Origin of the sequence: Vibrio porteresiae DSM 19223, from assembly GCF_024347055.1 — a bacterium.
GTDB classification, from domain to species: domain Bacteria; phylum Pseudomonadota; class Gammaproteobacteria; order Enterobacterales; family Vibrionaceae; genus Vibrio; species Vibrio porteresiae.
Window position 1 is genome coordinate 705818 of the sequence record NZ_AP024895.1, and the last position, 25113, is coordinate 730930.

Below are 25113 nucleotides of genomic sequence, written 5' to 3' on the forward strand. Positions count from 1 at the left end.
GAGGCTAGCATCTGCATGCTAGCCTCTTGAACATAGAATTTTATTCTTTAAATACTTTTAAAGACAGCTGATTAGTTGTTGCTGTGCAGCTCGCTATTCAATTCAACAGCGGATTTATTAGCTAGACACTCAACTTGACCAGTTTGTGAATTACGGCGGAATAGTAAATCAGAAACACCTGCTAGGTCACGTGCTTTTACGATTTCTACTTCGTTGCCTTCTTTGTCTAGCATGCGCACTTTAGTGCCTGCAGTCACGTATAGACCAGATTCTACAGTACAACGGTCGCCTAGAGGGAAGCCAAGACCTGCGTTTGCACCAAGCAGTGAGTTTTCACCGATAGAGACCACCACTTTACCGCCACCAGATAGGGTGCCCATGATAGAAGCGCCACCGCCGATATCTGAACCATTACCGACAAGAACGCCAGCAGAAATACGACCTTCAACCATGCTTACGCCAGTGGTACCAGCATTGAAGTTGATGAAGCCTTCGTGCATAACGGTGGTGCCTTCACCCACATGTGCGCCAAGACGTACGCGAGAGGTATCAGCAATACGAACGCCAGTTGGTACCACGTAATCCACCATTTTAGGGAATTTGTCGACACAATCGACAGTCAGAGCACGACCTGCTAGGCGAGCTTCGATTTGACGGTCTGCCAATTCAGGTAGATCGATTGGACCTTCGTTAGTCCATGCGATGTTGTGCAGCAAACCGAAGATACCATCAAGCACGATGCCGTGTGGTTTTGCTAGACGATGAGAGATAAGTTGCAGTTTTAGGAAACCTTCTGCCACGCTAGTTGGTTTTTCATCAGACGCTAGAACGACCAATACTAGTGGTTGGGTCGCTGCCGCTGCTTTCTCTGCGAATGAAGCTGCTTCTGCTTGGTCATTCGCTGCAAAGATGGTTGCGATAGTTGCTGCTTGAGCTGCTGTGATTTCAACCGCTTGATTGCCTTCAGCGTAATCTATTGCTGCAGTTAATTCTGCAACCAATGCATCGCTTGGATTGATGATTGGGGTTGGGAAAAATGCTTCAATGATTTTCCCATCACGATTTTTGGTGGCAGCGCCGAAGCCGATTGCAAAATGAGCCATGAAATTCTCCATATATTTAAATAGTTATATCCAGACACCCTGTTGTTGTAGCCAATGTTTCATCACATCAGGAGCTATGGTTGAGCCGAGCCATAGTGTGTCTTGTTAAGTTGAGAGTCATCTTAAAGAGACTTTTCAGCAGAAGAAAGGGCAAAACGGTAAGAAGTCTGTAGAAAGATACCCTTTGTCTTTTGAGCGATATATGTCTATAAGCGGAAAGCATAAAAAAACCGTTGCGAGGCAACGGTTCTAGGTAAGCTTGGTGAGCGAGATTACGCAGCATCATCCACAGCAGGTTTTGCTTCTTTCACCGCTTTAGGTTTTGCTGGCGCTGGCGCAGGTTTACGTTTGGCACCCAGTGCGCAAAGTACATCTTCTTTATGTTGAGCAAGGAACATCGCCAGTTCTTCTTGTTTCTCTTCTTGCTCGAATAATTCACTCTTACCTAGCAGTTCAAAAAGCTCATCTGCCATATCTAGCATTTTGTCATAAGCGTCAGCTTCGGCCTTAGAGGTAAAAGTCATTTTCTCTTCTCCGTTGCGTTCCACCACGTACTTAACGATGACAGCCATGGTTATTCCTCTGTTGGTTGCTCATAATTTACTGTATTTATATACAGTATTAAAACTTGAAAGTCCAGCGCAGTATACCAAAGTGAGAGCTACTTATCCCACTGATGACAAAATTCCATAAAATGCTTGAGTAGCGGACTTTGATATTTTTCTTTATGGACCAAGATCCAAAAGCGACGTTTCATGTCGAGTGGCACGTCAAGAATCTTGACCCGTCCGTCCGTCATTGCCGCGTGGGCCGCCAATTTGGATAAACAGGCAAAGCCTAAATTCGCCGATACGCAGTTAATGATGGCTTCGGTGGTATTGAGTTCAAAGGCTTCGTGCCACTGTTCGATACGTGGTGCGACAGTGCGCAGGAAGAACTCCCGCGAGCCTGAACCTGCCTCACGTAAAATCCATTCGCTTTGCTCAAAGTCGGTCATCGCGACTTTTCCTTGTTGCGCGAGTGGATGGGCGGGTGAGCAGATCACACACATCTCGTCTTGGCTAAATTGTTGCGACATCAGTTGTGGATGGATGGTTTTCCCTTCAATCAAACCAATATCCAACTCATAATCGACCAGTTTTTGGCAGATTAATGCCGAGTTTGAGATAAAGAGGCTTTGGTCATAGTGCTGATATTGCTGACGAAATTGGCTAAGTAGGTAAGGCACAACTTGATTACCTATGGTGTCGCTTGCGCCAATGTGCAGTTGGCCCGATAGGGTTTGTTGGTCGTTAAACACATGGTCGAGATCAGCAAGGCGATGGAGCAGTTCATCAGCGAAAGGCAGCAGTTTTTGCCCCTCTTGATTGAGTATCAAACGATTATTGACGCGATCAAAGAGTGCATGACCGAGCTGCTTTTCCAGCTCCGACAAGGTCATGCTAACGGCGGCTTTGGACAAATAGAGTTTGTCTGCTGCAGCGGTAATGGTTTTTAGCTGGGTAATCACCGTAAAAACGCGTAACTGTTTGAGGGTAATGTGACTGCTCATCGATCGTTCATGCTGGTCATTGAATGAGGATATGATTCAAGAAAAGAGTGGTCAGTGCAACAAAGGGGCGTTAAGTGATGCTCAAATTGAGTGTTTGCTAACCCTTTGCGTAGCAAAAACAGGAATTTGCTCATAGGGTATAACGAGTTATGTTACTCTCAAATCAGTTAACGTCAGAGATACAGAGCGCATCGTGTTTACCGTTTATCATTCCAATAAAGTCGATTCTCTTAAAATCCTGCTGGTCTATTTAATTAAAAATGACCCGTTGGCCAATCCATTTGATGCCGAGCAGATCCTCGTGCAAAGCCCAGGCATGTCTCAGTGGCTCAAAATGGCGTTGGCCGCAGAGCTTGGGGTGGCTGCCAATATTGATTTTCCGCTACCAGCGACCTTTATCTGGGAGATGTTTACTCGCATTTTACCCGATGTGCCAAAGCGCAGTGCGTTTAACAAAGAAGCGATGACGTGGAAATTGATGGAGCGTTTACCCGCGCTACTGCCACGTGACGAGTTCGCGCCGCTACGCCGCTACCTAGAACATGATGATGACCAATCTAAGTGTTATCAATTGGCGGAGAAAATCGCCGATATTTTCGATGGTTATTTGGTGTATCGCCCAGATTGGATTGCGACGTGGGAAGCGGGAGAAGAGGTTGCTGAACTGGATGGAGAGCAGCCTTGGCAGCCCATTTTATGGCGTGATCTTTATCAGTACACCTTAGATTTGGGTCAGTCTCATTATCATCGTGCCAATCTCTACGACAGTTTTATTTCGGCTTTAGCCAACGGTAAGGTGGATGTGTCGACCTTGCCTAAACGGCTGTTTATTTTTGGTATTTCCTCATTGCCGCCTCGCTATATGGAAGCGTTAAAAGCCTTGGGGGAACACATTGATGTCCATCTGATGTTTACTAACCCCTGTCAGCACTATTGGGGGGACATTCGCGATAAGAAAACCCTTGCGCGGATGGAAAGCCAGCGTCGCAAAAAACTGATCTTAAAAGCGCAATCCATTGAAGTGAGTGGCGAAGTGTCGCCACTTAAAGGCTCAATCGACGATTATGCTACTGATGAGCTGCATACGGCCGGCGCGGTAGGTAATAGCTTATTGGCCTCAATGGGCAAACTGGGGCGCGATAATCTTTATCTGTTAGCCCAAAGCGATAATGAAGAGCATCAACTGTTTATCGATGTCGACCGCGATAATCTGCTGCATCAGCTGCAGGCGGATATTCTCAATCTCGAAGAGCATCAAGACGATCAACTGCTGGAAAGCAGCGACCACAAACCGCAAATTGACCCTGATGACCATTCGGTCACCTTCCATGCGTGTCATAGCCCGATGCGGGAAGTGGAAGTGTTACATGATCAATTGCTGGCGATGTTTGATCGCCATCCCGACTTAAAGCCACGCGATATTATTGTGATGGTATCGGACATCAATGCCTATAGCCCTTATATTCAGGCGGTGTTTGGTAATGCGCCGGGCGATCGCTTTATTCCATATTCGATTTCTGACCGCACTGCCGATCAAGAAAGCCCGCTGCTCACCGCTTTTTTGCAGTTAGTTAATCTTCCTCAATCGCGTTGCCTAGCTTCCGAATTGCTTGAGCTGTTAGAAACCCCGGCGATGATGGCGCGTTTTGAACTCGATGAAGAGGAATTTGCCACTGCCAAGTTATGGATAGAAGAGTCGGGTATTCGTTGGGGACTCAACGAGACGACCGCGACTGAATTTGACCTGCCGAAAACCCAACAAAATACGTGGGAGTTTGGTATTGCGCGCATGCTACTTGGCTATGCGATGCCACCTTGTGTGGACCTTTACGAACAAGGGGAACTGGCGCTTGCTCCCTATAATGAAGTGCAAGGGATGAGCGCTGAATTGGCAGGCAAACTCGCGCACTTTATTGAGACCGTAAGTCGATATCGTAGCCTATTGAGTCAAACTCAATCGGTTGATGCGTGGCGTGAGGTGCTTTACTCATTACTCGTCGATTTCTTCGCTGTGGATCTGGAAGGTGAGTTAGCACTGCAATCGATTCGTGACACCTTAATACAACTGAAAGATCAGTTAGTTGATGCGCGTTATGAGCAGGATATTGCACCGATCATTATCAGCCAGTACCTCAATAACAAACTGTCGGGAACGCGCGTCAGCCAGCGCTTCTTAGCTGGGCAAGTGAACTTCTGTACCTTGATGCCAATGCGCTCGATTCCATTTAATGTCGTCTGCTTGCTGGGAATGAACGATGGTGTTTATCCCCGCACCATGCCGCCAGAAGGGTTTGATTTGATGAACGGTCGCACTCGACCTGGCGATCGCTCGCGACGTGACGATGACCGCTACCTGTTTTTGGAAGCCATGCTCTCAGCACAAAAAACACTGTATATCAGTTATGTAGGACGCTCTATCCAAGACAATACCGAACGCGTTCCTTCGGTTTTGGTTAGTGAGCTATTGGAATATTGCCAACAGAATTACGCGTTATACGGCGATGAAACCTTAGATAGCGACCAGTCGGGCGAGCGATTAGTGGCGCAGTTAGTGCGGCATCACGCCATGGTGCCGTTCAGTCCTGATAGCTTCTTGCGTGATGGCAGTTACGCCCGAGAATGGGTGCCAGCGGCGCTGCGTCAAGGCAGTGCGGCGGGGCAGTTTAATCTTCCGCTGGATGATTATTTGTTGGATGCCACGTTTCCTCTGGAACTCGATCTGGTCGAGCTGCAACGTTTTTGGCGTTTACCAGTGCAGTACTTCTTTAATCGTCGCCTCAAAGTGCAATTTGAAATGCCCCACGCAGTGATGGAAGACGATGAGCCGTTTGCTCTTGGCGGGCTAGAAAGCTATCAATTACGCGATGAGCTTTTGGGTTTATTGCTGAACTGCCAAAGTGAAGTGGAACAACAAGAAGCGATTGCCCACTTTGCTAAACAGCAGCGAGCACAGGGTAAATTACCCGTCGGTGAATTTGGCACCTTAGAGCTGGAAACCAATCGAGTTCAAACCCAAGAATTGGCGCAGCGCATTCGCTTTTTAACCGCGCAGCCCCTTGAGGACATTGAAGTGAATTCTCAACTCAACTTCCTTGGGCAAGGAAAACCAACTCGACTCACCGGCTGGCTGACTCAGGTCTATCAATCAGGGTTACTGCGTTATCGTAGTGGCTCGATTCGCGCGCAAGATATCTTAGCCGCTTGGATTGATCATCTCTGTTTGGCATCCACGGGACATCACAAACCAACGCATGTGATTGGTTACGACCGTAAAGAAGGCGTAGTGCATCAAATATTGCCACCGATGGCATCTAAGGAAGAGGCTGTCGCGATGCTCAATGAGCTGGTGCGTCTGTTCTATCAAGGGCTCACTGAGCCATTAGCCTATTTTCCTCGTACGGCACTCGCCTGTGTTGAAGCTGGATTCTCCCGGGGCAATTGGGTTGATGATGAAGAGAAGTCATTGAAGAAAATGGCAGATACGTTTAACGATGGGTATATGACCACGGGTGAAGGCAATAATCCGTATATTCAACGCATTTGGCCACAATGGCATGATGAACTCGCACAGCAAGTTCGTACCAATAGTGCGTTGGTGTTACAAGCGCCGCGATTGGCAATGCAAGATGGGATGGAACAATGATGGCTTTGAACTTGGGAATGAAGCAGGAATTTGTGGCCGTCAGAAAATCGTTTTTTTGTGTAGGGTGTTCGCTGTACGGCCACGGGTCAGAGGGACCTGTAATTCGGTATCCGTCTGATGATGGATTTCACCATCAGCGCTAAGTTGAAAGAATTCTATCGAGCACCGCGATGGTGCGCTGTGAACAATCTCTCACAAAAACAGGGCATCTTGCTGTTTTATGGTACTAAATAACAATATTGCTGCTTGGATCACATATGTCTTGGCTTACGAATTTAAAGGGTAATGCACCATGTCGGTAACGTCGAAAATCGAACCTATTGCTCTGGATACTATGACATTTCCGCTGCATGGCGCGCGACTGATTGAAGCGTCTGCGGGGACGGGCAAAACCTTTACCATCGCTGGTTTGTATCTGCGCCTTATTTTGGGGCATGGCACAGCTGAAACTCGCCATGCAATGCCGTTAACTGTCGATCAAATCTTGGTGGTGACCTTTACCGAAGCGGCTACGGCAGAGCTGCGAGATCGTATTCGTGCTCGTATTCATGCCGCTAAGATGGCGTTTGCTCGTGGTGTCAGTGAAGACCCAGTGATTAAGCCTTTGCTGGTGGAATACGATGACCATCCTCTTGCGGTGCAACTGCTAACCGAAGCAGAACGTCAGATGGATGAGGCGGCGGTGTATACCATCCATGGTTTTTGTCAGCGCATGCTAACGCAAAATGCTTTTGAATCGGGAAGTCGGTTTAATAACGAATTTGTGACCGATGAGAGTCATTTAAAAGCTCAAGTGGTGGCCGATTACTGGCGTCGTCAGTTTTATCCTTTGCCGCTGCAACTGGCAGCGGAAATTCGTCGTATGTGGGGTTCACCTGCGGATTTATTAGCACGCATTAGTGGTTATTTGACTGGCGCACCGCTTACCTTAACAACTCTGCCCATGAGTGGCGACTTAGCGCAGTTACACCAGCAAAACTTACAGCGAGTGGATGAGCTCAAAGCGCTATGGCGCGAGCACGAATCGGACGTTGAGGGGTGTATTGCCAACTCAGATGTAAATAAGCGCAGTTACACCAAAAAATCCCTGCCAGAGTGGATTGCAGCGGTAAGCCTGTGGGCAAGTTCTGAGACCACAGGCTACGATGTTCCCGATAAGTTAGAACGTTTTTCTCAAGCGGTTTTAATGGAAAAAACGCCTAAAGGCAGCGCGCCGGAGCATCCGCTGTTTGTCGCCATTGAGCAGTTTTTGGCGCAGCCTGTTAATCTTGAAGCGCCACTACTTGCTCATGCGATTAGCGAGTGTCGACAGATGCTGGCTAAAGCCAAGCAAACTAAACAGTGGCTCTCGTTTGATGACCTGCTGACTCAGCTTTCAGCTGCGTTGGATAACGATGATGATGACATTTTGGCAGAGCGAATTCGCCAGCTTTACCCGGTGGCGATGATCGATGAATTCCAAGATACCGACCCATTGCAATACAGTATTTTTAGCCGTATTTACTTGGCGCATCCGCAAACCGGTCTGTTTATGATCGGTGACCCGAAACAGGCGATTTATGCGTTTCGCGGTGCGGACATTTTTACCTATATTCGTGCGCGCAATCAGGTGTCAGCGCATTACACCCTGGGCACCAACTGGCGTTCAAGTGCGGATATGGTAGCGTGCGTCAACCAAGTGTTTGAGCGCCCAGATAGCCCCTTTATTTATGATGAAGACATTCCTTTTTATCCGGTCAAGGCCAGTCCTAAAGCCGATCAAAAAGGGTGGTTCATCGGTAACGAAAAGCAGCCTGCGTTGACTTACTGGTCACCCGATACAGAAGGCTCTTTAATGACCAAAGGGGATTATCTCAACACCATGGCTGAGGCGACGGCCAGCCAAATTCAGACCATTTTAAGTGCTGCGCAGCAAGGTGAGGCGACCTTTAATCAAGATCACGCTATTGCTGCCGGGGATATTGCTGTGTTGGTGAGAACCGGCAGTGAGGGGCGCATGATAAAAGAGGCGCTGGCGGCGCAAGGGATTGCCAGTGTCTACCTTTCTAACCGCGACAGTGTATTTACCAGCAGTGTGGCGAGCGATATTCAGCGTTTGCTACAGGCGGTATTGAACCCAGAAAATGACCGCACGCTAAGAGCGGCGTTGGCAAGTCCGCTGTTTGCGTTGAATGCCAAGCAGCTTGACGCGCTCAATAACGATGAGAACGTGTGGGAAAATGCGGTCAACGAATTTAAATCCTATCGTAAATTGTGGGTTGAGCGTGGTGTATTGCCGATGCTACGCGCGGTACTTAGCCTACGTCATATTGCGGAGCGTTGGCTTGAAGAAGCCGATGGCGAGCGCCATTTGACCGATTACTTGCACATAGGTGAGCTGCTGCAACAAGCTAATCAAGATATCGACAGTGACCACGGTTTGCTGCGTTGGTTAGCGCAGACCATGACCGATGTCGCGCAAGGTTTAGGTGGTAGTGATGACCAAATTCAGCGTTTGGAATCAGAACGTAACTTGGTGCAAATCGTCACTATTCATAAATCGAAAGGGTTGGAGTATGACTTAGTCTTTCTACCGTTTGTGATTGGTTATCGAGCAGCCTCTGAAGGTAAGTACTACGACGCGGCGAGCGGTAAAACCATGTTGGACATTACCGGTAACGAAGCAGCGTTAGCTCAAGCAGATAAAGAACGTTTAGCCGAAGACCTACGTTTGATTTATGTGGCGTTAACCCGTGCGGTATATGGCTGCTTTATTGGTGTCGCGCCGCTGCGTAATGGGCGTTCGACTCAAGAGCCTACCGGAGTGCATCAAAGTGCCATGGGCTTTTTGCTGCAAAATGGCCAAGCCGGTGGCATTGAATTACTCGATAGTTCACTGACTGCGGCGATTGAACACTTGAATGCGTTGGTAAATGAACCGCCAACGCGTCCTGAACAGCCATTTCGAGCGCTCGAAAAACCACATGATTCTTTGCCTGTTAATGAACTGCAAACGACGATAGATCGCCACTGGCGTATCACCAGTTATTCAGGGTTGGTGAAGCAAGGCAGCCATCAGAGTGTCGATGCGACGGTAGAGATTTCTGGCTTTGATATTGATTCTGCCGATGAACAAGATGAAACCTTACTGCTCGAACCTGAGCGTTCGATTTTTACCTTTCCGCGAGGGGCGCAGCCAGGAACATTTTTGCATAGCTTGTTTGAGCATGTGGAGTTCACTCAACCTGCTGGAAGTGACAGTAACCAGCAAATCATCATGGAGTTGATGGAACGAGAGCAACTCGACGTTGAGTGGCTACCCGTTCTAACGCAACTGATTGATTCGGTGATGAATACACCCTTAGATGGCAAGGATCTCTATTTACGAGAAAAAACCGCGCAACAACGTTTAGTTGAAATGGAGTTTTTGCTTCCGATTACCGTATTGGATGCTCCAGGACTCAATCGAGTAACCCATCGTCATGACCCTTTATCCGCCAAAGCGGGCGATCTCGGCTTTTATACGGTGCAGGGCATGCTCAAAGGTTTTATCGACTTAGTGTTTGAACATCAGGGTAAGTATTACGTGCTCGACTGGAAATCGAACCATCTTGGTGATGAACCTGATGCCTATTGTGGGGCGCGGCTTGAGCAGGCGATGGCAGAGCACCGCTACGATTTGCAGTACCAAATTTACTCTTTAGCACTGCATCGTTTTTTGCGCAGTCGTCTTGCTAATTACGACTATGAACGCCATTTTGGTGGGGTCTATTACCTCTTTTTACGTGGTGTGGATGGGCAGCCCCATAACGGTATTTTCCATGCCAAACCGAGTCATACTTTCTTAACTGAGCTGGATCATCTGATCGATGGTCAAGAACCTGATGTACGCCAGACCTCGCAAGGTCAGATGGAGTTGGATCTATGAATACCTCACCCCTTACCGATTTGTCGTTACTGGCTGAGCAGGGCTCCATTCGCCAACTCGATTATCAATTTGCGCGCTTTATCGGCTCTCAATGTCAGTCGCAGGAGTTGCCATTGACCTTCTTGGCGGCGGTATTGAGTGCTGAGCTTGGGCGTGGCCATATCTGTTTGCCAATGTGGGATGAAAACGGCCAGCTCACCGATTTTCTCAGTAAGCTCGGCATGTATGGCGCAAGTGCAGAAGCCTTTCAGCGCGATTGGCTCGAAACGGATTGGGTTAGTTTGCTCACCTCAAGCAGCTTGGTTTCTGCTGGTGAACGTGCCACACCGTTAGTCTTTGATGGGCAGCGACTGTATCTACATCGTTATTGGTATTACGAAGTGGTGCTGGCACAAAAGTTAGGTCAATTTGCTAGCCCTTTGAGCTTTGAGGCTACCGGTGTCCAAAAGCTTCGTGAACGTCTTGATGAGCTGTTTAGCCGTGATTATGCACTGATATTTAAGCAGTTATCTGGTGTCACAACACAAGTCGAACGCCAGCGTAATGTGAACGATCTACTCGATGTTGTCGCTCCTGATGGTTTGGATTGGCAGGCGATCGATCGTTGTATTACGGCAGCGACTACGCCAAATCAGCTGGCTGCATTAGACACCTTAGTCCCGTTATCTGCTTGTCTTAACTGGCAAAAAGTGGCGGCAGCAGTGGCATTAACTCGACGCTTTACGGTTATATCTGGTGGGCCGGGCACCGGTAAAACCACCACGGTCACCAAATTGCTGGCGGCATTGATTAGCCAAGCGACGCAAAATGGGATCACACCCACGATTAAATTGGTCGCTCCGACAGGCAAAGCAGCCGCACGCCTTACCGAATCCATTGCGAAGGCAGTAGAAAAGCTCCCCGTTGAGCCGGAGCTCAAAGCATTGATTCCGACCGAGTCGAGCACTATTCACCGCTTGCTGGGGGCAATGCCTCAAAGCGCTGAGTTTCGTCATAACCTCAATAACCCGCTTCACTTAGATTTGCTGGTGGTCGATGAAGCCTCGATGGTGGATTTGTCACTGATGGTCAAACTGGTTGAAGCCTTACCGAAACACGCCCGTTTGGTATTGTTAGGCGATAAAGATCAGTTGGCATCGGTTGAGGCTGGTGCCGTGCTGGGGGATATTTGTTCCTTCTTATCCGTGGGTTATAGCCATGAACAGGGACAACGCCTAGCGCAGCTAACGGGTTTCTCGACCTTGGCGCATTCTCAACATGGTCTTTCAGATAAAACCAGCGCGATAGCGGATTGTCTATGTATGCTGCAAAAAAGTTATCGCTTTAATGCCGGATCAGGTATTGGGCAATTGGCGCGCGCGGTCAATAGTGGTCAGGCACTGCGCTTGGATACCGTGTGGGAGCAAGAGTTTAGCGATATTGAACATCATCCGTTGAGCAGTGAAGCGTATCAGCAGATGATTCAAACCTTAGTCAAAGGCTATTCTGAGTATCTCGATACCGCGCAGCGCTCTTTTTATGATGAGAGCAAACAGCTCTCGATGACGCTAAAAGCCAAAGCTGCTTTACAGCAGTTCAGTCAAATTCGCTTGCTTTGCGCGGTGCGTGAAGGGGATTTTGGTGTGGTGGGTCTGAACCAAAGAGTGGAACGCGGATTAGCTGCACGTAAGAAAATCAAAACCCAAGATGAGCTTTGGTATCACGGCAGGCCAGTGATGGTCACCAGTAACGATCATGGCTTGGGTTTGTACAATGGTGATATTGGTCTTTGTTTAATCGATGAAACCGATGAAACACGCCGCTTGAAAGTCTACTTTGAATTGCCTGACGGCAGCGTCAAAGGCGTGCTGCCAAGTCGTGTGCCGCCACATGAAACTGCTTATGCGATGACTATTCATAAGTCTCAAGGCAGTGAGTTTGACCACACCTTAATGATTTTACCACCAGAATTTAGCCCGATTTTAACGCGCGAATTGATTTACACCGGTATTACGCGCGCTAAAAAACGCCTCGATCTCTATTGCGATCAAGGGGTTCTGAAACGTGGAATTAAAATTCAGACGCGCCGAGCGAGTGGTCTCACGCAACGGTTACGCTAATTCGAACAGTATGGATAAATCGAGGTTCGAAGCGAATGAGGGAGCTTCGAACCTTGCTTATCACATTGTTAAAGCGTGTTGACGAATGACTTTAGAAAAGCTGATCTGATTGATTTTATAACGATCACGAGTGCCTAGAATGTAGCTTTTAAGTTGATCGTTAACATGGAAAACACAGTGTACGTTGAGGCCTTCTAACAGTTCGTTATCAGCCATATCCCAAAAACTCTGTAGTGAGTTACAAATGACGGTCTTCATTGATTTCTTGCTATGAGTTGAGTCAGTAGTAAAAATCATCCCTGCCAGTAATAAACTATCCTTGATATCCAAACTTGTTGGGCTGACCGTCTTGTTCCATTAGTACAACTTTCTCGCCACTACACTGTAGGGTGATGATCCAATCTGACGTATTCAGCTCATCTATGACACAAAAAAGTATGACGTGCATCACAGAGGTGCGGATTTTACAGACAATGATCTTAAATGGGAAGTGATTATTTAATGATCAATTGTGTGAATGTGGTTGCATTTAAAGGCGGATTTCCCATTTATGAGAAAAGAAATCCGCATTTTTTTGAATTTTATCAAAGATTTAATACTAGAATTTTTGATCTTCTTTGATAGTTATACAAACTTTGCTTGGCAACTGGTAGGGCCTCTACGCCAACTTCGATAAAGCCCTGTTCTCTAAACCAGTGTAAGCTTTGTGTTGTTAAAACAAAGAGTTGTTTGATACCAATGTTTTTAGCTTCATGCTTCATGTGTTCTAACAGCACTAGACCACGATGCCCATCACGATAATCTTGATGAATCGCGACACAAGCCATTTCGGCCATTTTTTCATCATGATAAGGGTAGAGCGCTGCACAACCTATGATTAAGCGATCCTTTTCAATGACGGTGAATTTATGGATCTCTTGTTCAAGTTGTTCACGAGAACGACGTACCAAAATACCTTGTTCTTCTAATGGTAAAATCAGGTCGAAAATACCACTGATATCGTCAATGTGTGCTTGGCGAACTTGTTCGGTGCGGGCGGTAACCACTTGAGTACCAATCCCGTCGAAAGAGAACAGTTCTTGGATTAAAGCGCCATCATCTTTGTAGCTTACCAAGTGGCTACGAGTGACCCCAGCGCGACACGCTGAAACCGATGCGCGTAAGAAGCGTAATGTGCCCGTTGTGTCATCTAAGGTTGGGTTGCTCTCTGATTCCAGCTTTTTCACCAAAGCTTCCACTTCTGCAGGGAAGAGTTCTGCAATCGCGTTACCGCGTTCATCGATAATCCCTTGCTCAGAACAGAAACCGATCAGCTTATCGGCTTTAAGGCGAATCGCTACTTGAGTCGCAATCTCTTCTGACAGCAGGTTAAAGCACTCGCCAGTTACTGAGCTGGCAATCGGGCCAAGCAGCACAATTGAGTCTTGACTCAGGATGCGGTTAATCCCTTCAATATCGATACGACGAACCTTACCGCTGTGGCAGTAGTCAATGCCATTATCGACGCCTAACGGTTGGGCGATAACGAAGTTACCGCTGACAATATTGAGCTTATTGCCTGCCATAGGGGTGTTGTTCATATTCATCGATAAGCGCGCAGTAATGGTCAATTGTAGCTGGCCAGCAGCCTGCATAACTAATCCTAGAGCGGTTTCATCGGTAATACGGATGCCTTTATGGTATGGCGTTGAGTGGTCATTGAGTTCAAGCAGGTGGTTGATTTGTGGACGAGCACCATAAACTAAAACGATTTTCACCCCTAAACTATGAAGTAGGGCTAAGTCGCTAATAATGTTTGGGAAGTTTTTATCTGCTATGCCTTCCCCTCCAAGCATTACTACCATGGTTTTACCACGGTGAGCATTGACGTATGGAGCAGACTGTCTGAAACCCTTTACTAGTGCGGTACTGCGTATTTTCACTGCTTGACACTCTCTATGGTTAAATATGTTTAAATAATGACTTTTTATTCAAGATAGGGCAAGGTGTTTTTTTGATTCCACTGCAAATATTTGTGACTTAGTTTTGGAGTCTACTTCTTATGGGTTACACTTTATTGATAAACCCATCATGGAATGAATTATTGTGTGAAGCGCTTATCACATTTCATTCCTGTTATTGACTCGAACCCAACCAATGATTTTGGGCCAGTTAGCTAATGAAACTTGTAGCTAATGAAACGTGTAGGTAATGAAACTTGGCGACGCGTAAGACAAAAATCCTCGAGTGGTCACTGCTGGCGATAGCGGTGCTCGGAACTCTGATAGCAGCTCTGATGTACGGACACCTTTATCTAAAGGCACAGCGTTTTTTTACCCCAGAAATGGCGATAAGCGGCCTTTGGGTAGAGCAGGATGTCGCACCTTATGCTGCGCAGACAATTGAAGTGCGCAAAAATGCCATTTCAGTGCAGGGGCATACAGTGACCACCCGTTATCAGTTTGATGGAGAGTATTTAACTTATCGAGCGGGGGGCATTAATTACAAATTCAAAATGACCAATCAAGACCTCACCGAAATGAAATTAATCTCGCCTTCTTATTACAGCCCAGTGTTCCGACTGTCAGGAAAATATAAAAATAACATTAGGTAACCTTTCCAACATTGCGCTTCGTAGCGGAGTTTGCCATCCTTGGAGCGAACCTGAATTTACGGATGCCCTACTTGTGATTAAACGTGTTTTACCTCTTGTTTGCCTTTCCCTTTTGTTTGGCTGTGCCCCAACGGATCGTGGTCAGCAATATCTAGACAAAAATTTTCCTAGTATTCTCAACCAAGTTGATCAGGTAAATTCCAACGCTCCGCGCGACTATGCCACCTTTGAAAAGCAAAGCGAGGCGGTTGTTGCGACATCTCCTTCTTTGGCCAATATGTATCAGCCTTTATACGAAAAACTTAATGAGTGGGTGATGGAAAGTGGCGATCCTGCGGAGTTGTCTAAGTATGGCGTTCAATCTGCGCAATTAGGTGGTGGCGATCAGGAAGGTAATGTGTTGTTTACTGGCTATTTTTCTCCAGTAATTGAAATGCGCCATGAAGCGGATGAAACCTACAAATATCCTGTATACGGTGTACCTCAGTGCGACCAAGAGTGTCCTACTCGCGCGCAAATCTACGATGGAGCATTAGCGGGTAAAGGCTTAGAGCTAGGGTATGCGAGCAATTTGATCGACCCATTTATTATGGAAGTGCAAGGGAGTGGCTTTGTCCATTTTGGTGATGATGACTCGCTAGAGTATTTTGCCTACGGTGGTAAAAACAACAAAGCGTATATCTCGATTGGTAAAATCTTGATTGACCGTGGTGAAGTGCCTCGGGAGAAAATGTCCCTTAAAGCGATTAAAGATTGGGTATTAAGCCATAAAGAAGAGGAAGTTCGCGAGCTGCTGGAACAAAACCCTTCTTATGTGTTTTTCCAACCACGTTCAGCGGCTCCAGTGAGTGGTACGGCTGGTGTTCCTTTGCTGCCGATGGCCTCGGTTGCCGGCGATCGTTCTATCTTCCCAATGGGAACGCCAATTTTGGCTGAAGTACCACTTTTGAATGCGGATGGCACATGGTCTGGAGCTCATCAACTGCGTTTGTTGATTGTGCTTGATACCGGCGGTGCGGTGAAACAGAATCATCTTGATCTCTACCATGGGATGGGGCCAAGAGCTGGGACGGAAGCAGGCCACTACAAGCACTTTGGTCGAGTGTGGAAATTGGGGCTAAAAGACTCGAGTACACAAGCCCCTTGGGCTCTGCCGCCAGAAAAGCTAGAATAGGGCTCGTTAAGATAGACATTTGTAGAAAGAGTGCGTATAAATCGCACTCTTTCTTTTTGACAGACCTGCATTGGATTGGTGTTATGCGTGAACTAGATTCTCCAGCCTCAGACAGTTATAACCAACGTTTTGGTGGTACCAGACGCTTATATGGTCATAGCGAAGTAGATATCCTTCGAGCCTCACATGTGTGTGTGATTGGTATCGGTGGGGTAGGCTCTTGGGCTGTGGAAGCGCTGGCCCGTACAGGCATCGGTGAACTGACTTTGATCGATATGGATGATGTGTGTGTCACCAACATCAACCGCCAAATTCATGCAATGACAGGTACGGTTGGGCAAAGCAAAATTGAAGTGATGGCTGAGCGTGTCAAGCTGATTAACCCTGAGTGTAAGGTTAATCTGATTGACGATTTTATCACCCCAGAAAACCAGCATGAATATCTGTCCAAAGACTACGACTTTGTGTTAGATGCGATTGACAGTGTTAAAGCGAAAGCGGCGCTGTTGGCTTATTGTCGCAGTAATAAAATCAAAGTGATTACGACTGGTGGTGCAGGTGGCCAAACCGATCCAACCCAAATTACCGTGGCGGATTTAACTAAGACGATTCAAGACCCGTTAGCGAAAAAGCTCAAAGATCGTTTACGTCGCCACCATAATTTCCCAACCAATCCAGCGCGTAAGTTTGGTATTGATTGTGTGTTCTCAACCGAGCAGCTTAAATACCCACAAGCGGATGGTTCAGTGTGTAACGCCAAAGCGACCGCTGAAGGTCCAAAACGGATGGATTGCGCAACGGGGTTTGGGGCAGCAACGGTCGTCACCGCCACATTTGGTTTTGTTGCCGTATCTCGCATTGTAGAAAAACTAATTAAAAAACATTCAAAAGCAAACAGTTAAACAAAAGAAGGTCGGTAGTTTTCGGCCTTTCTTTACGGAGTGAGTCATGTCGCCTTTTCCAGCAAGCCCTTTCGGTTCAGAGATTACCCAACAGGAGATCATCGCCACGATGAGCCAGTTTCATAGTTGGGAAGATCGTTATCGCCAAGTGGTGATGTGGGGAAAACGGCTGCCAGTGATGAGTGATGTTCTTAAAACTGAGCAAATCACCGTGAGTGGTTGTGAAAGCCAAGTATGGTTATTAGCGCAGCAAGTTCATGACCGTTGGTATTTTCATGCCGATTCTGATGCGCGCATAGTGCGTGGTTTAATCGCGATTGTGTTAGCCGCTTTTGATGGTTTAACCGCGCCTGAAATCGCTCAATTGGATGTGGATGATTACTTTGCTCAGCTCGGTTTAATTGAACACTTATCCCCTTCACGTGGTAACGGTTTAAAGGCCATTGTGGAACAGATTCAAGCTGTTGCTCGATAGCAGACCGATAGCAGACAAATAAAAATAGCCTACCGGATTAAGGTGGGCTATTTGTTTTAACCATAGCGAATGTTTCTAACGATAGAGCAGCCTATAAAATATCGATGGCTTTATTAAGTGCGGCAATCAGGCGCTCGACATCACCAAGTGTGTTGTAAATGCCAAATGAGATACGCACGGTGCCTTTGATATTGAGTGCATCCATGAGCGGATGAGCACAATGATGCCCTTCACGGACCGCAATACCTTGGTGATTAAGCAAGGTTGCGATGTCTTGGTGATGCACTCCTGGGATGATAAAGCTAATCACCGCAGCATTTGGTTGGTAACCAATCACTTCAACATCGGGTATCTGCAGTAAGGCTTGGTAAGTTGCGGTTTGCAACTGCTGCAAATGATGATGTACGGTTTGGCGGTCAAACTGTTGATACCAATCAATCGCGCAGGCTAGACCGATCGCACCAGCGACGTTAGGGGTTCCGGCTTCAAAGCGCGCTGGTGGATTTGCAAAGGTGGTACCAGTGAAGGAGACTTTCTCCACCATTTTGCCACCGCCATGCCATGGGGGCATTTGTGTGAGTAAGTCTGCTTTCCCATACAGCACGCCAATCCCGTTGGGCGCGTAGATCTTATGGCCTGAGAAAAGGTAAAAGTCAGCGTCTAAGGTTTGAACATCCACTTTTTCATGCACAATCCCTTGAGCCCCATCTACTAACACCTTGGCACCGACTTGATGCGCTGCGGCAATCACCTGCTCAATGGGCTGACGAGCGCCAGTGACATTGGTGATGTGGGCAATAGCAACCAGCTTACAGCGCTCGCTCAGCAACTGAGTAAACTGAGCAAAATCGAATTCACCGTTGGCGGTAATGGGCACTTTGACCACTTTTGCCCCAGTTTGTTCGGCGACCAACTGCCAAGGCACGATGTTGGCGTGGTGCTCGTTTTCACAAACCAGTATTTCATCACCGGCGTTGAGCGTATTGCGAGCGTAGCTTTGAGCGACTAAGTTGATCGATTCGGTTGCGCCACGAGTCCAAATAATGGTCTCTTTACTTGGTGCGCCAATAAAATCAGCAACGGTTTGACGAGCTTGCTCAAACTTTGCGGTGGCTTGCGCTGTCATGCTATGGCTGCCACGATGCACATTGGCATTATGGAAACGGTAGTAATCAGCCATGGCATCAATGACGACGGTTGGTTTTTGCGTTGTTGCTGCACTGTCCAGATAGACCAATGGCATGTCATTAATGGTTTGAGTGAACGCTGGAAATTGCGCTCGGATCTCTAAGTCCCACATAGGTTTATTACTGCTCTTCACCAAGTTTGTCGTATTGTAATTGCGGTAGAACGACCATAGGTTCAGCCACTTGTCGCGCGAGCTCTTTACCGGACAATTGAATAATGATCTCAATAGCAAATTCTAATGCCGACCCAGGACCTTGACTGGTCAATAGATTATTGAGCACATCATAAGTGACGCGTCTTGCGCGTAATAAGTCTGCTGGAATTTGGTCTTGGAAATTAGGGTGGCAAGTCATGATGGCTCCAGGGAACAGATCATGATGCTGCAAAACGATGGCAGGCGCAGCGCAAATTGCAGCCACCAGACGACCATCGTATTTTTGTTGGCGCACGATTTCAATGAGCACGGTACTGTCACGAAAGACCTCAGCACCACCGACACCGCCAGAGAGAACCACCGCGTCAAATTCTTCATCAGCAATATCCACTAGAGTGCAATCAGCCGTCAGTGTTACGCCACGCGAGGCCTTCATGGTTAAGCTGCCATTGAAGTCAGCACTAGCGACAGTGACTTGATAACCTGCACGAGTCAGAATATCGATCACCGTAATGGCTTCCATCTCTTCAGTTCCGGGCGCGATAGGGACGAGTATACGTTTTGTCATGATTGTATCCATGGTTGCTCCATCTGCTTTATTTGTTCAAACAGATGTAAGTTGCTTGGCACAGCAATACGGTGTTGCTGTGCTCGTTGAATTAGGTATCCAGTGATGAAGTCTATCTCGGTTCGCCTTTGATGGGCAACGTCCTGTTTCATCGAGGAGTGATTAGCTTTGGTGGCGACAATGACCTGATGGACTCGTAACGAGAGTTCTTCCAGCGAGGTTGTGAGGCCTTCTGCACCCATGACCGAGGCAATTTCACTTAATAAAGCGTTGATTATGGGCCTAAATGGTTCTTCATCCAATGTGCCATTAGGGCATTGATGAATTGCGGTGAGTGGATTGATGACGCAGTTAATCGCTAGTTTGTTCCATAGAGGAATACGAATGTCGCTCACCCAATGCACTTCGCTGAGGGCATGGTTAAATACTTCTGCAAGAAAAGTACATTGTTCGCCAGATAAGTTTGCAGCCCCCAACATGGTTTGGCCCAGTCCCGAGTGGCAAACTTGCTGAGCATCCGTTTTCAATGCGCCATGGGTGGTAGTGGCTAAGATTAGCGGGTAGTGCTGAATCTTATCGAAAATGGCGTCAGTTGCGCCCATGCCATTTTGCATACAGACGATGATGGTATCGGGATGAAGATGAGCAAGTAATGGGGCTAATGCTGTCTCGACTTGCCAGGCTTTTACGGTCACTAACAGCAAATCGGCGTTAGCCAATTCATCGTGGCTGTTGGTGGTGAAACTGACGGCTGGTAAGGTTTGTTTGGCAATAGTTTGTAGTGCGAGAGACATCGCGCCAGATTCCGGCGGATTATGATGCCATAAACTGACATGATGCCCTGCAAGATGCAGGTGATAGGCCCAAAGTGAGCCAATAGCTCCCGGACCAACAACGACAATATTCATTCTCACCTCTGTACTGCGCTAAACAGAGGCAAGAATAATCATTGTGTTTTCGAATGCCAAATAAAAAATGGCGCGGATGTCGCGCCATTTAGACATTCAACAAACAAGTTGGATTAGAACTTGTAAGTTACGTCGAAGTAGTGAGAAACGCCTGAAGAACGGAAAGATGAAGAATCTTTGATACCGTAAACGTCATCAAATACTTTTAGACCGTAACCCGCTGCAAAGCGGTCGTTGTGCCAGTATAGACCGTTGAACATTGCAAGACCGTGGCTAGAAGTTGCGCCAGCTTTTTCTTGTAGGTCAAATTCGTAATCTAAGTAACCTTGGTAAGCGATGAATGAACCGTTTTCGAAGTTAACAACAGGTTTGAACCATACTGTAGATAGTTGGTAACCGTTCCATTCGTTTTTCTTGATGTTGTAAGATTTGTACAGGTTGAATTGTACTTTACCAAACCAAGGAACCATCACGTCAGTACCGATACCGTTTTTGGTTGCGTAGCCACCAGTAGAACCGCCATCGATAGTGGTGTAGTCAGCGATGTACCATTCTTTGATTGGACCTACTGATAGGTCAGTGTTGAATAGGCCGTCAAGAGACATACGAGGCGCAAATTTAGCAAACATTTTGTCGCTACCAGCTTTATCGTTGCTGTCTTTGTCCGCTAGGTTAAATACATCTAGGTAACCGTAAAGATCGAAAATTCCAGAACGACCGCCAAATTCCATTTCGAAGTATTCGTGGTCAGTGTTTCCTGGTTTTTCATCAAGTACATACATTAAGTTGAACTGCATCCACTTGTAATCATTTTTGTGTGTATTGCCATCAGTGTAATCTGCTGCCATTGCAGGTGCAGAAACTGATGCTGCTAAACCCAAAGCTAAAAGTAATTTGCGCATTTCTGTGATTCTCTACGTTTATATTGTGATTCAGAAGGTCGATAACGTTTCTGAGCTTCCATTCAGGGCGATGATAGCGATAACCATCTCAATTAAAAGAGGTAAATTATGTAACGGCTTTGTTTTTTAGTGATCCGAGTCACGTAACTAGAAATTTCAACGGAACTTTATTTTTCTTACACATAATTGCAGGAAATGTGTGATCTTTGTCGCTACTTTGTTGTGGTTCGTAACGAGGAAACGTTTGCTATCCTTAAATAAGGCAAAAGTGAACTGATCGCATTTATCGCGCTAACGTACAACCTGCCATCAGTATCGAAAAGAGGTGATGTGTGGAAGAGATCATGCTGTTTCCTCTGGGGTCTATTTTGATGCCAGAAGGAAAAATGAAGCTGCGAATATTCGAACCCCGCTACCAAAGAATGGTTGCGCAATGCAGTAAAACCGATTCGGGTTTTGGTATCTGTCTTTATGATAGTGGAGCCGATAAAAAGAGTAACCCGTTATCGAACTTTGGCACTTGGGTAAAAATGGTGGATTTTGAATCTCTCGGCGACGGATTGTTAGGTATTACGGTTGTCGGCGTGAAGCGCTTTCAAATTCACAGTGTCCGAGCTGAATCAGATGGGCTTCGCATTGCGAAAGTAGAATGGTTTCCCTCCTGGCCTGTGCGTCAACTGGATGATAAAGAGCTGTTTATGGCTCACCGTTTGCAAAAAGTGTATCGAGACTTTCCTCAACTTGGCGAACTTTATACCCACTGTTTTTATGATGATGCGAGTTGGGTAACGCAAAGGTGGCTGGAGTTAATGCCGCTCACCAATCAGCAATTCGATCAAATCTCGCAAAACCTTGATTGCGACAAAGCGCTCTCTTATCTCTTCAACGCCATCGAATCTTTTGGTGATGGTTGATGATCTTTTACGTTCATTCCCCCGTATAAAGGGTATCCAAACAGTAAGACGGCTTGGATACGCGAAGTCAGCAATAATGGACTAATTGATATGAGTAGTGATTCGATTCAATCTTTGTCTCCCCATCACTATGGTCGGCGTGAATGGACCGAGTGTATGGATCGAGTTAAGCAGCATGACAAGGCTGCTTATGCGATCATATTTCGTTTTTACGCGCCCAAACTTAAATCGTTTGTGTTTAAGTTCGTCCATTCCGAGCAAGTGTCGGCAGAGCTTGTGCAAGATGTGATGAGCGTCGTTTGGCAAAAAGCGATGCTGTTTGATGGCGAAAAAAGCGCCTTGTCGACTTGGATTTTTACTATCGCTCGTAACCTCTGTTTCGACGTAATTCGCAAGCAGAAAGGCGCCGAAGCGTATGTCTATGCAGACGATATTTGGCCAAACGAATATTGCCCTCCTGATTTAATCGAATACTACGCACCTGAGCATGAACGGCTTAAAGAACAGGTTTTGCAGAAACTTGCTCTGTTGCCAAAGCCGCAACAAGACATCGTTCGAGCGGTGTTTATTGATGAAATGCCACAGCAGGAAGTTGCTGATCTATTTAATATTCCATTGGGTACCGTGAAATCTCGGTTACGACTTGCAGTTGAAAAGCTGCGTATCTCGATCGACGTGGAGCACTTATGAGTCATCATCCCTCTTTAGATTTGCTTGAGGCGTATGCCCTTGGGCAGCTAGATCTCGGACACAGCGTTGCCGTGTCTGCACATTTGGAGTTTTGTCCATCATGCCGTCGGCAGTTATTTCACTTTGAAGAGCTGGCCGGTCAGCAGTTGGCAGCTATCTCTCTCGATCAGGGTTTAGACAATAGTAGTTCGCAGCCATTGGACGGGGGACAACTTGAGTCATCTGTCCCTTCGACTAATTGGGATACTATGTTAGATGAGATTACTGTGCAGCCGCAGCACAGTAATCAAAGCTCAGTTCGTTCGTTGTTTTGCGCTCGTACGATCGAAATCAATGGCATTAAACTGCGCATTCCTCGGGTGCTCCAACAGATGGTTGGTGCCAATCCTGAATGGCGCAGTTATGCAGGTAAGGTGTGGAGTTTGCCTTTGCATCAAGATGAGTCTGGGCGTGTTAATTTGCTGTATATCGGGCCAAATGTACTGGTACCACAACATACTCATAAGGGAACTGAATCAACATTGGTGCTGCACGGCGGATTTAGCGATGAAGATGGGGAATATCATGCAGGCGATTTTCTCCAGCGCGATGCTAGTATCAAGCATTCGCCTCAGACTTCGATTGGACAAGATTGCTTATGTCTCACAGTGTTGACGGATACTATGGTATTTACCCAAGGTATTGCACGGCTGTTTAACCTCTTTGGTCGTGGGGTTTATCCTTAACCCCCGTTTTACCTTGGGCCAGTTATACTTGCTGGCCCTCTTTTTGTTTTCCCAATCAGAATAGTGTCTTTTATCTTTAGTCGATGGTAATAAAAGTTGAGGTTGGGCTTCAAAAATGGTTTTTTGGGGCGAAGCGTTATTGAGTAAGGACCTCTCTTTTTTATGGCCACTGAAGTCGACAAATCCACATTCCTCAAAATTTTCACCACGGTATTTTTGCCGATGTTTTTGGCTGCCGTTGACCAAACGTTGTTGGCAACAGCGACTCCCAATATTGTGCGCGAGCTTGGCAATTTGCCCCTTTCATCGTGGATAGCGATTGGTTATATGCTAGCAGGGGCAGCAACAGTACCGATTTACGGCTGGCTTGGTGATCTGTTTGGTCGCAAAAATATGCTTCTAATGGCATTGGGTATTTTTGCTTTGGGTAGTGTGTGCTGTGCGTTATCGACTTCGATGGAATGGTTGGTGATCAACCGAGTGGTGCAAGGCATCGGCAGTGGCGGTTTGATGATTCTGTCACAAGCTTTGATTGGCGAATGGGTCGCGCCACGTCAGAAAGCCAAATATCAAGGTTACTTCTCATCACTGTTTGCGTTATCGAGTATGGGAGGGCCGGTACTCGGTGGCTTTATTGTGACTTATCTGAATTGGCATTGGTTGTTTTGGCTAAATTTGCCTTTGATTGGGATTGCGGTTTACCGTCTTGCTCGTACACCAACTGCGCAAATTCCACGAACCCAGCGTTCGTTGGATCTGTGGGGATTAATGCTGTTTCCGGTAATGACGACTTTACTTATTTACTGGCTCTCTTCTGGTGGACACTACTTTGCGTGGCGTTCTGATACCAGTTATCTGTTGGCAGGAACTTTTATTGTTGTTGCTGTGATATTTGTGTTCCAACAGCGTCGGGTCAAAGACTCCTTTTTACCGCTAGGGTTGCTAAAGCAGAAAATCATCTATCGCCCTTTACGTTCTAGCTTTATTTTCGCCGCGTGTTTATTCTCGCTCGCGTTTTTCTTACCGATCTTTTTACAAATTGTTTTGCACTTGGAGCCTGCAGAAGCCGGAGTCCATATGATTCCGATGTCTGCAGGGATCATTACGGGGTCTTATTGCACTGGTAAGTGGATTGGCCGAACTGGAGTGCCAAAGTATCTGCCGGTCGTGGGCTTTACGCTAAGTGCCACTATGTTTTTGTTACTTGGTACCTGTCCGTTATCACCATTGGTGATCAGTCTATTGGCGTTGGGATGTGGCTTGGGATTAGGAACCGTAATGCCTTCTACGCAAGTCACGATTCAAACTGTATCGGGTAAAGCTAATCTAGGGCGCATTACCGCTATGGCAGGGTTGTGTCGATCTCTTGGCGGCTCGGTGGGTACGGCGCTGTTCGGTACGCTTATCTACTCGTTGATCCCTAATTTTGATGTGAATCACTCTCTGACCGCGCTGCTCAGTGCTCCGCATGAAGAGGTTGTTCAGGCATTTCAAACCGCATTTAAAATTGCTGCTGTTCTGGCGATTGTGGGGGCTTGTAACGCCGCATCGGTGCCACGAATTCACCTTGATGATTTTTCATTTGAAGTCGGGATCAAATAGGGGAAGCATTGCTT

General features: G+C 46.9%; 20 protein-coding genes. 11 read left to right on the forward strand and 9 right to left on the reverse strand.

The window, feature by feature from the left end; genetic code table 11:
• Window positions 1–71 precede the first annotated feature (71 nt).
• From dapD to OCV11_RS03305, 3 genes are all read right to left on the reverse strand, one after another.
• The gene (gene dapD / locus OCV11_RS03295) at window positions 72–1103 is read right to left on the reverse strand and encodes a 2,3,4,5-tetrahydropyridine-2,6-dicarboxylate N-succinyltransferase (RefSeq protein ID WP_261894974.1); all 1032 of its coding nucleotides are present in this window, start codon (window positions 1101–1103) and stop codon (window positions 72–74) included.
• 272 nt (window positions 1104–1375) lie between these two features.
• Window positions 1376–1675 (reverse strand): YebG family protein, encoded by a 300-nt coding sequence (locus OCV11_RS03300; protein ID WP_261894976.1) that lies wholly within the window; start codon window positions 1673–1675, stop codon window positions 1376–1378.
• A gap of 89 nt (window positions 1676–1764) precedes the next feature.
• Window positions 1765–2655: a LysR family transcriptional regulator gene (locus tag OCV11_RS03305; RefSeq protein ID WP_261894977.1), complete on the reverse strand. Its 891-nt coding sequence runs from the start codon at window positions 2653–2655 to the stop codon at window positions 1765–1767.
• 193 nt (window positions 2656–2848) lie between these two features.
• On the opposite strand from OCV11_RS03305, the gene recC reads away from it, so the two are divergent.
• The 3 genes from recC to recD all read left to right on the forward strand — a co-directional run bounded on the left by recC (window position 2849) and on the right by recD (window position 12304).
• On the forward strand, window positions 2849–6298 hold the full coding sequence (recC, locus tag OCV11_RS03310) for an exodeoxyribonuclease V subunit gamma (protein ID WP_261894978.1): 3450 nt from the start codon (window positions 2849–2851) through the stop codon (window positions 6296–6298).
• 292 nt (window positions 6299–6590) lie between these two features.
• Window positions 6591–10205, forward strand: coding sequence for an exodeoxyribonuclease V subunit beta (recB, locus tag OCV11_RS03315; RefSeq protein WP_261894979.1), 3615 nt, complete (start codon window positions 6591–6593; stop codon window positions 10203–10205).
• On the forward strand, window positions 10202–12304 hold the full coding sequence (recD, locus tag OCV11_RS03320) for an exodeoxyribonuclease V subunit alpha (RefSeq protein WP_261894980.1): 2103 nt from the start codon (window positions 10202–10204) through the stop codon (window positions 12302–12304). The genes recB and recD overlap by 4 nt, the downstream gene beginning before the upstream one ends.
• A 60-nt stretch (window positions 12305–12364) precedes the next feature.
• On the opposite strand, the gene OCV11_RS03325 is transcribed toward recD, so the two are convergent.
• Both OCV11_RS03325 and argA read right to left on the reverse strand, forming a co-directional pair.
• A complete protein-coding gene (locus OCV11_RS03325; RefSeq protein ID WP_261894981.1) occupies window positions 12365–12562 on the reverse strand; it encodes a hypothetical protein in 198 nt (65 codons plus the stop codon).
• 326 nt (window positions 12563–12888) lie between these two features.
• Complete coding sequence (gene argA / locus OCV11_RS03330; RefSeq protein WP_261894983.1) at window positions 12889–14226, reverse strand: amino-acid N-acetyltransferase; 1338 nt, start codon at window positions 14224–14226, stop codon at window positions 12889–12891.
• 275 nt (window positions 14227–14501) lie between these two features.
• Between argA and OCV11_RS03335 the strand changes: the two genes are divergently transcribed.
• The 4 genes from OCV11_RS03335 (at window position 14502) to csdE (ending at window position 17448) form a co-directional block, all read left to right on the forward strand.
• Window positions 14502–14897: a DUF2850 domain-containing protein gene (locus OCV11_RS03335; protein ID WP_261894985.1), complete on the forward strand. Its 396-nt coding sequence runs from the start codon at window positions 14502–14504 to the stop codon at window positions 14895–14897.
• 73 nt (window positions 14898–14970) lie between these two features.
• On the forward strand, window positions 14971–16071 hold the full coding sequence (mltA, locus tag OCV11_RS03340) for a murein transglycosylase A (protein ID WP_261894986.1): 1101 nt from the start codon (window positions 14971–14973) through the stop codon (window positions 16069–16071).
• An 83-nt stretch (window positions 16072–16154) separates the two neighbouring features.
• Entirely contained in the window at window positions 16155–16973 is an 819-nt protein-coding gene (gene tcdA / locus OCV11_RS03345; protein ID WP_261894988.1) for a tRNA cyclic N6-threonylcarbamoyladenosine(37) synthase TcdA, read from the forward strand.
• A 46-nt stretch (window positions 16974–17019) separates the two neighbouring features.
• On the forward strand, window positions 17020–17448 hold the full coding sequence (gene csdE, locus OCV11_RS03350) for a cysteine desulfurase sulfur acceptor subunit CsdE (protein WP_261894989.1): 429 nt from the start codon (window positions 17020–17022) through the stop codon (window positions 17446–17448).
• 91 nt (window positions 17449–17539) lie between these two features.
• On the opposite strand, the gene csdA is transcribed toward csdE, so the two are convergent.
• The 4 genes from csdA to OCV11_RS03370 all read right to left on the reverse strand — a co-directional run bounded on the left by csdA (window position 17540) and on the right by OCV11_RS03370 (window position 21168).
• Window positions 17540–18748 (reverse strand): cysteine desulfurase CsdA, encoded by a 1209-nt coding sequence (gene csdA / locus OCV11_RS03355; protein WP_261896214.1) that lies wholly within the window; start codon window positions 18746–18748, stop codon window positions 17540–17542.
• A gap of 7 nt (window positions 18749–18755) precedes the next feature.
• Entirely contained in the window at window positions 18756–19358 is a 603-nt protein-coding gene (locus tag OCV11_RS03360) for a DJ-1 family glyoxalase III (RefSeq protein ID WP_225250785.1), read from the reverse strand.
• Entirely contained in the window at window positions 19355–20266 is a 912-nt protein-coding gene (gene panE / locus OCV11_RS03365; protein ID WP_261894992.1) for a 2-dehydropantoate 2-reductase, read from the reverse strand. The genes OCV11_RS03360 and panE overlap by 4 nt, the downstream gene beginning before the upstream one ends.
• 113 nt (window positions 20267–20379) lie before the next feature.
• Entirely contained in the window at window positions 20380–21168 is a 789-nt protein-coding gene (locus OCV11_RS03370; protein ID WP_261894995.1) for a nucleoside-specific channel-forming Tsx family protein, read from the reverse strand.
• Between the two features lie 332 nt (window positions 21169–21500).
• On the opposite strand from OCV11_RS03370, the gene OCV11_RS03375 reads away from it, so the two are divergent.
• The 4 genes from OCV11_RS03375 (at window position 21501) to OCV11_RS03390 (ending at window position 25099) form a co-directional block, all read left to right on the forward strand.
• On the forward strand, window positions 21501–22082 hold the full coding sequence (locus OCV11_RS03375; protein WP_261894996.1) for an LON peptidase substrate-binding domain-containing protein: 582 nt from the start codon (window positions 21501–21503) through the stop codon (window positions 22080–22082).
• 90 nt (window positions 22083–22172) lie between these two features.
• Complete coding sequence (locus tag OCV11_RS03380) at window positions 22173–22772, forward strand: sigma-70 family RNA polymerase sigma factor (protein ID WP_373332802.1); 600 nt, start codon at window positions 22173–22175, stop codon at window positions 22770–22772.
• Window positions 22769–23497 (forward strand): ChrR family anti-sigma-E factor, encoded by a 729-nt coding sequence (locus OCV11_RS03385; protein WP_261894997.1) that lies wholly within the window; start codon window positions 22769–22771, stop codon window positions 23495–23497. Before OCV11_RS03380 ends, OCV11_RS03385 begins: the two co-directional genes overlap by 4 nt.
• A gap of 162 nt (window positions 23498–23659) precedes the next feature.
• Complete coding sequence (locus tag OCV11_RS03390) at window positions 23660–25099, forward strand: MDR family MFS transporter (protein ID WP_261894998.1); 1440 nt, start codon at window positions 23660–23662, stop codon at window positions 25097–25099.
• The last annotated feature ends 14 nt before the right edge of the window (window positions 25100–25113 follow it).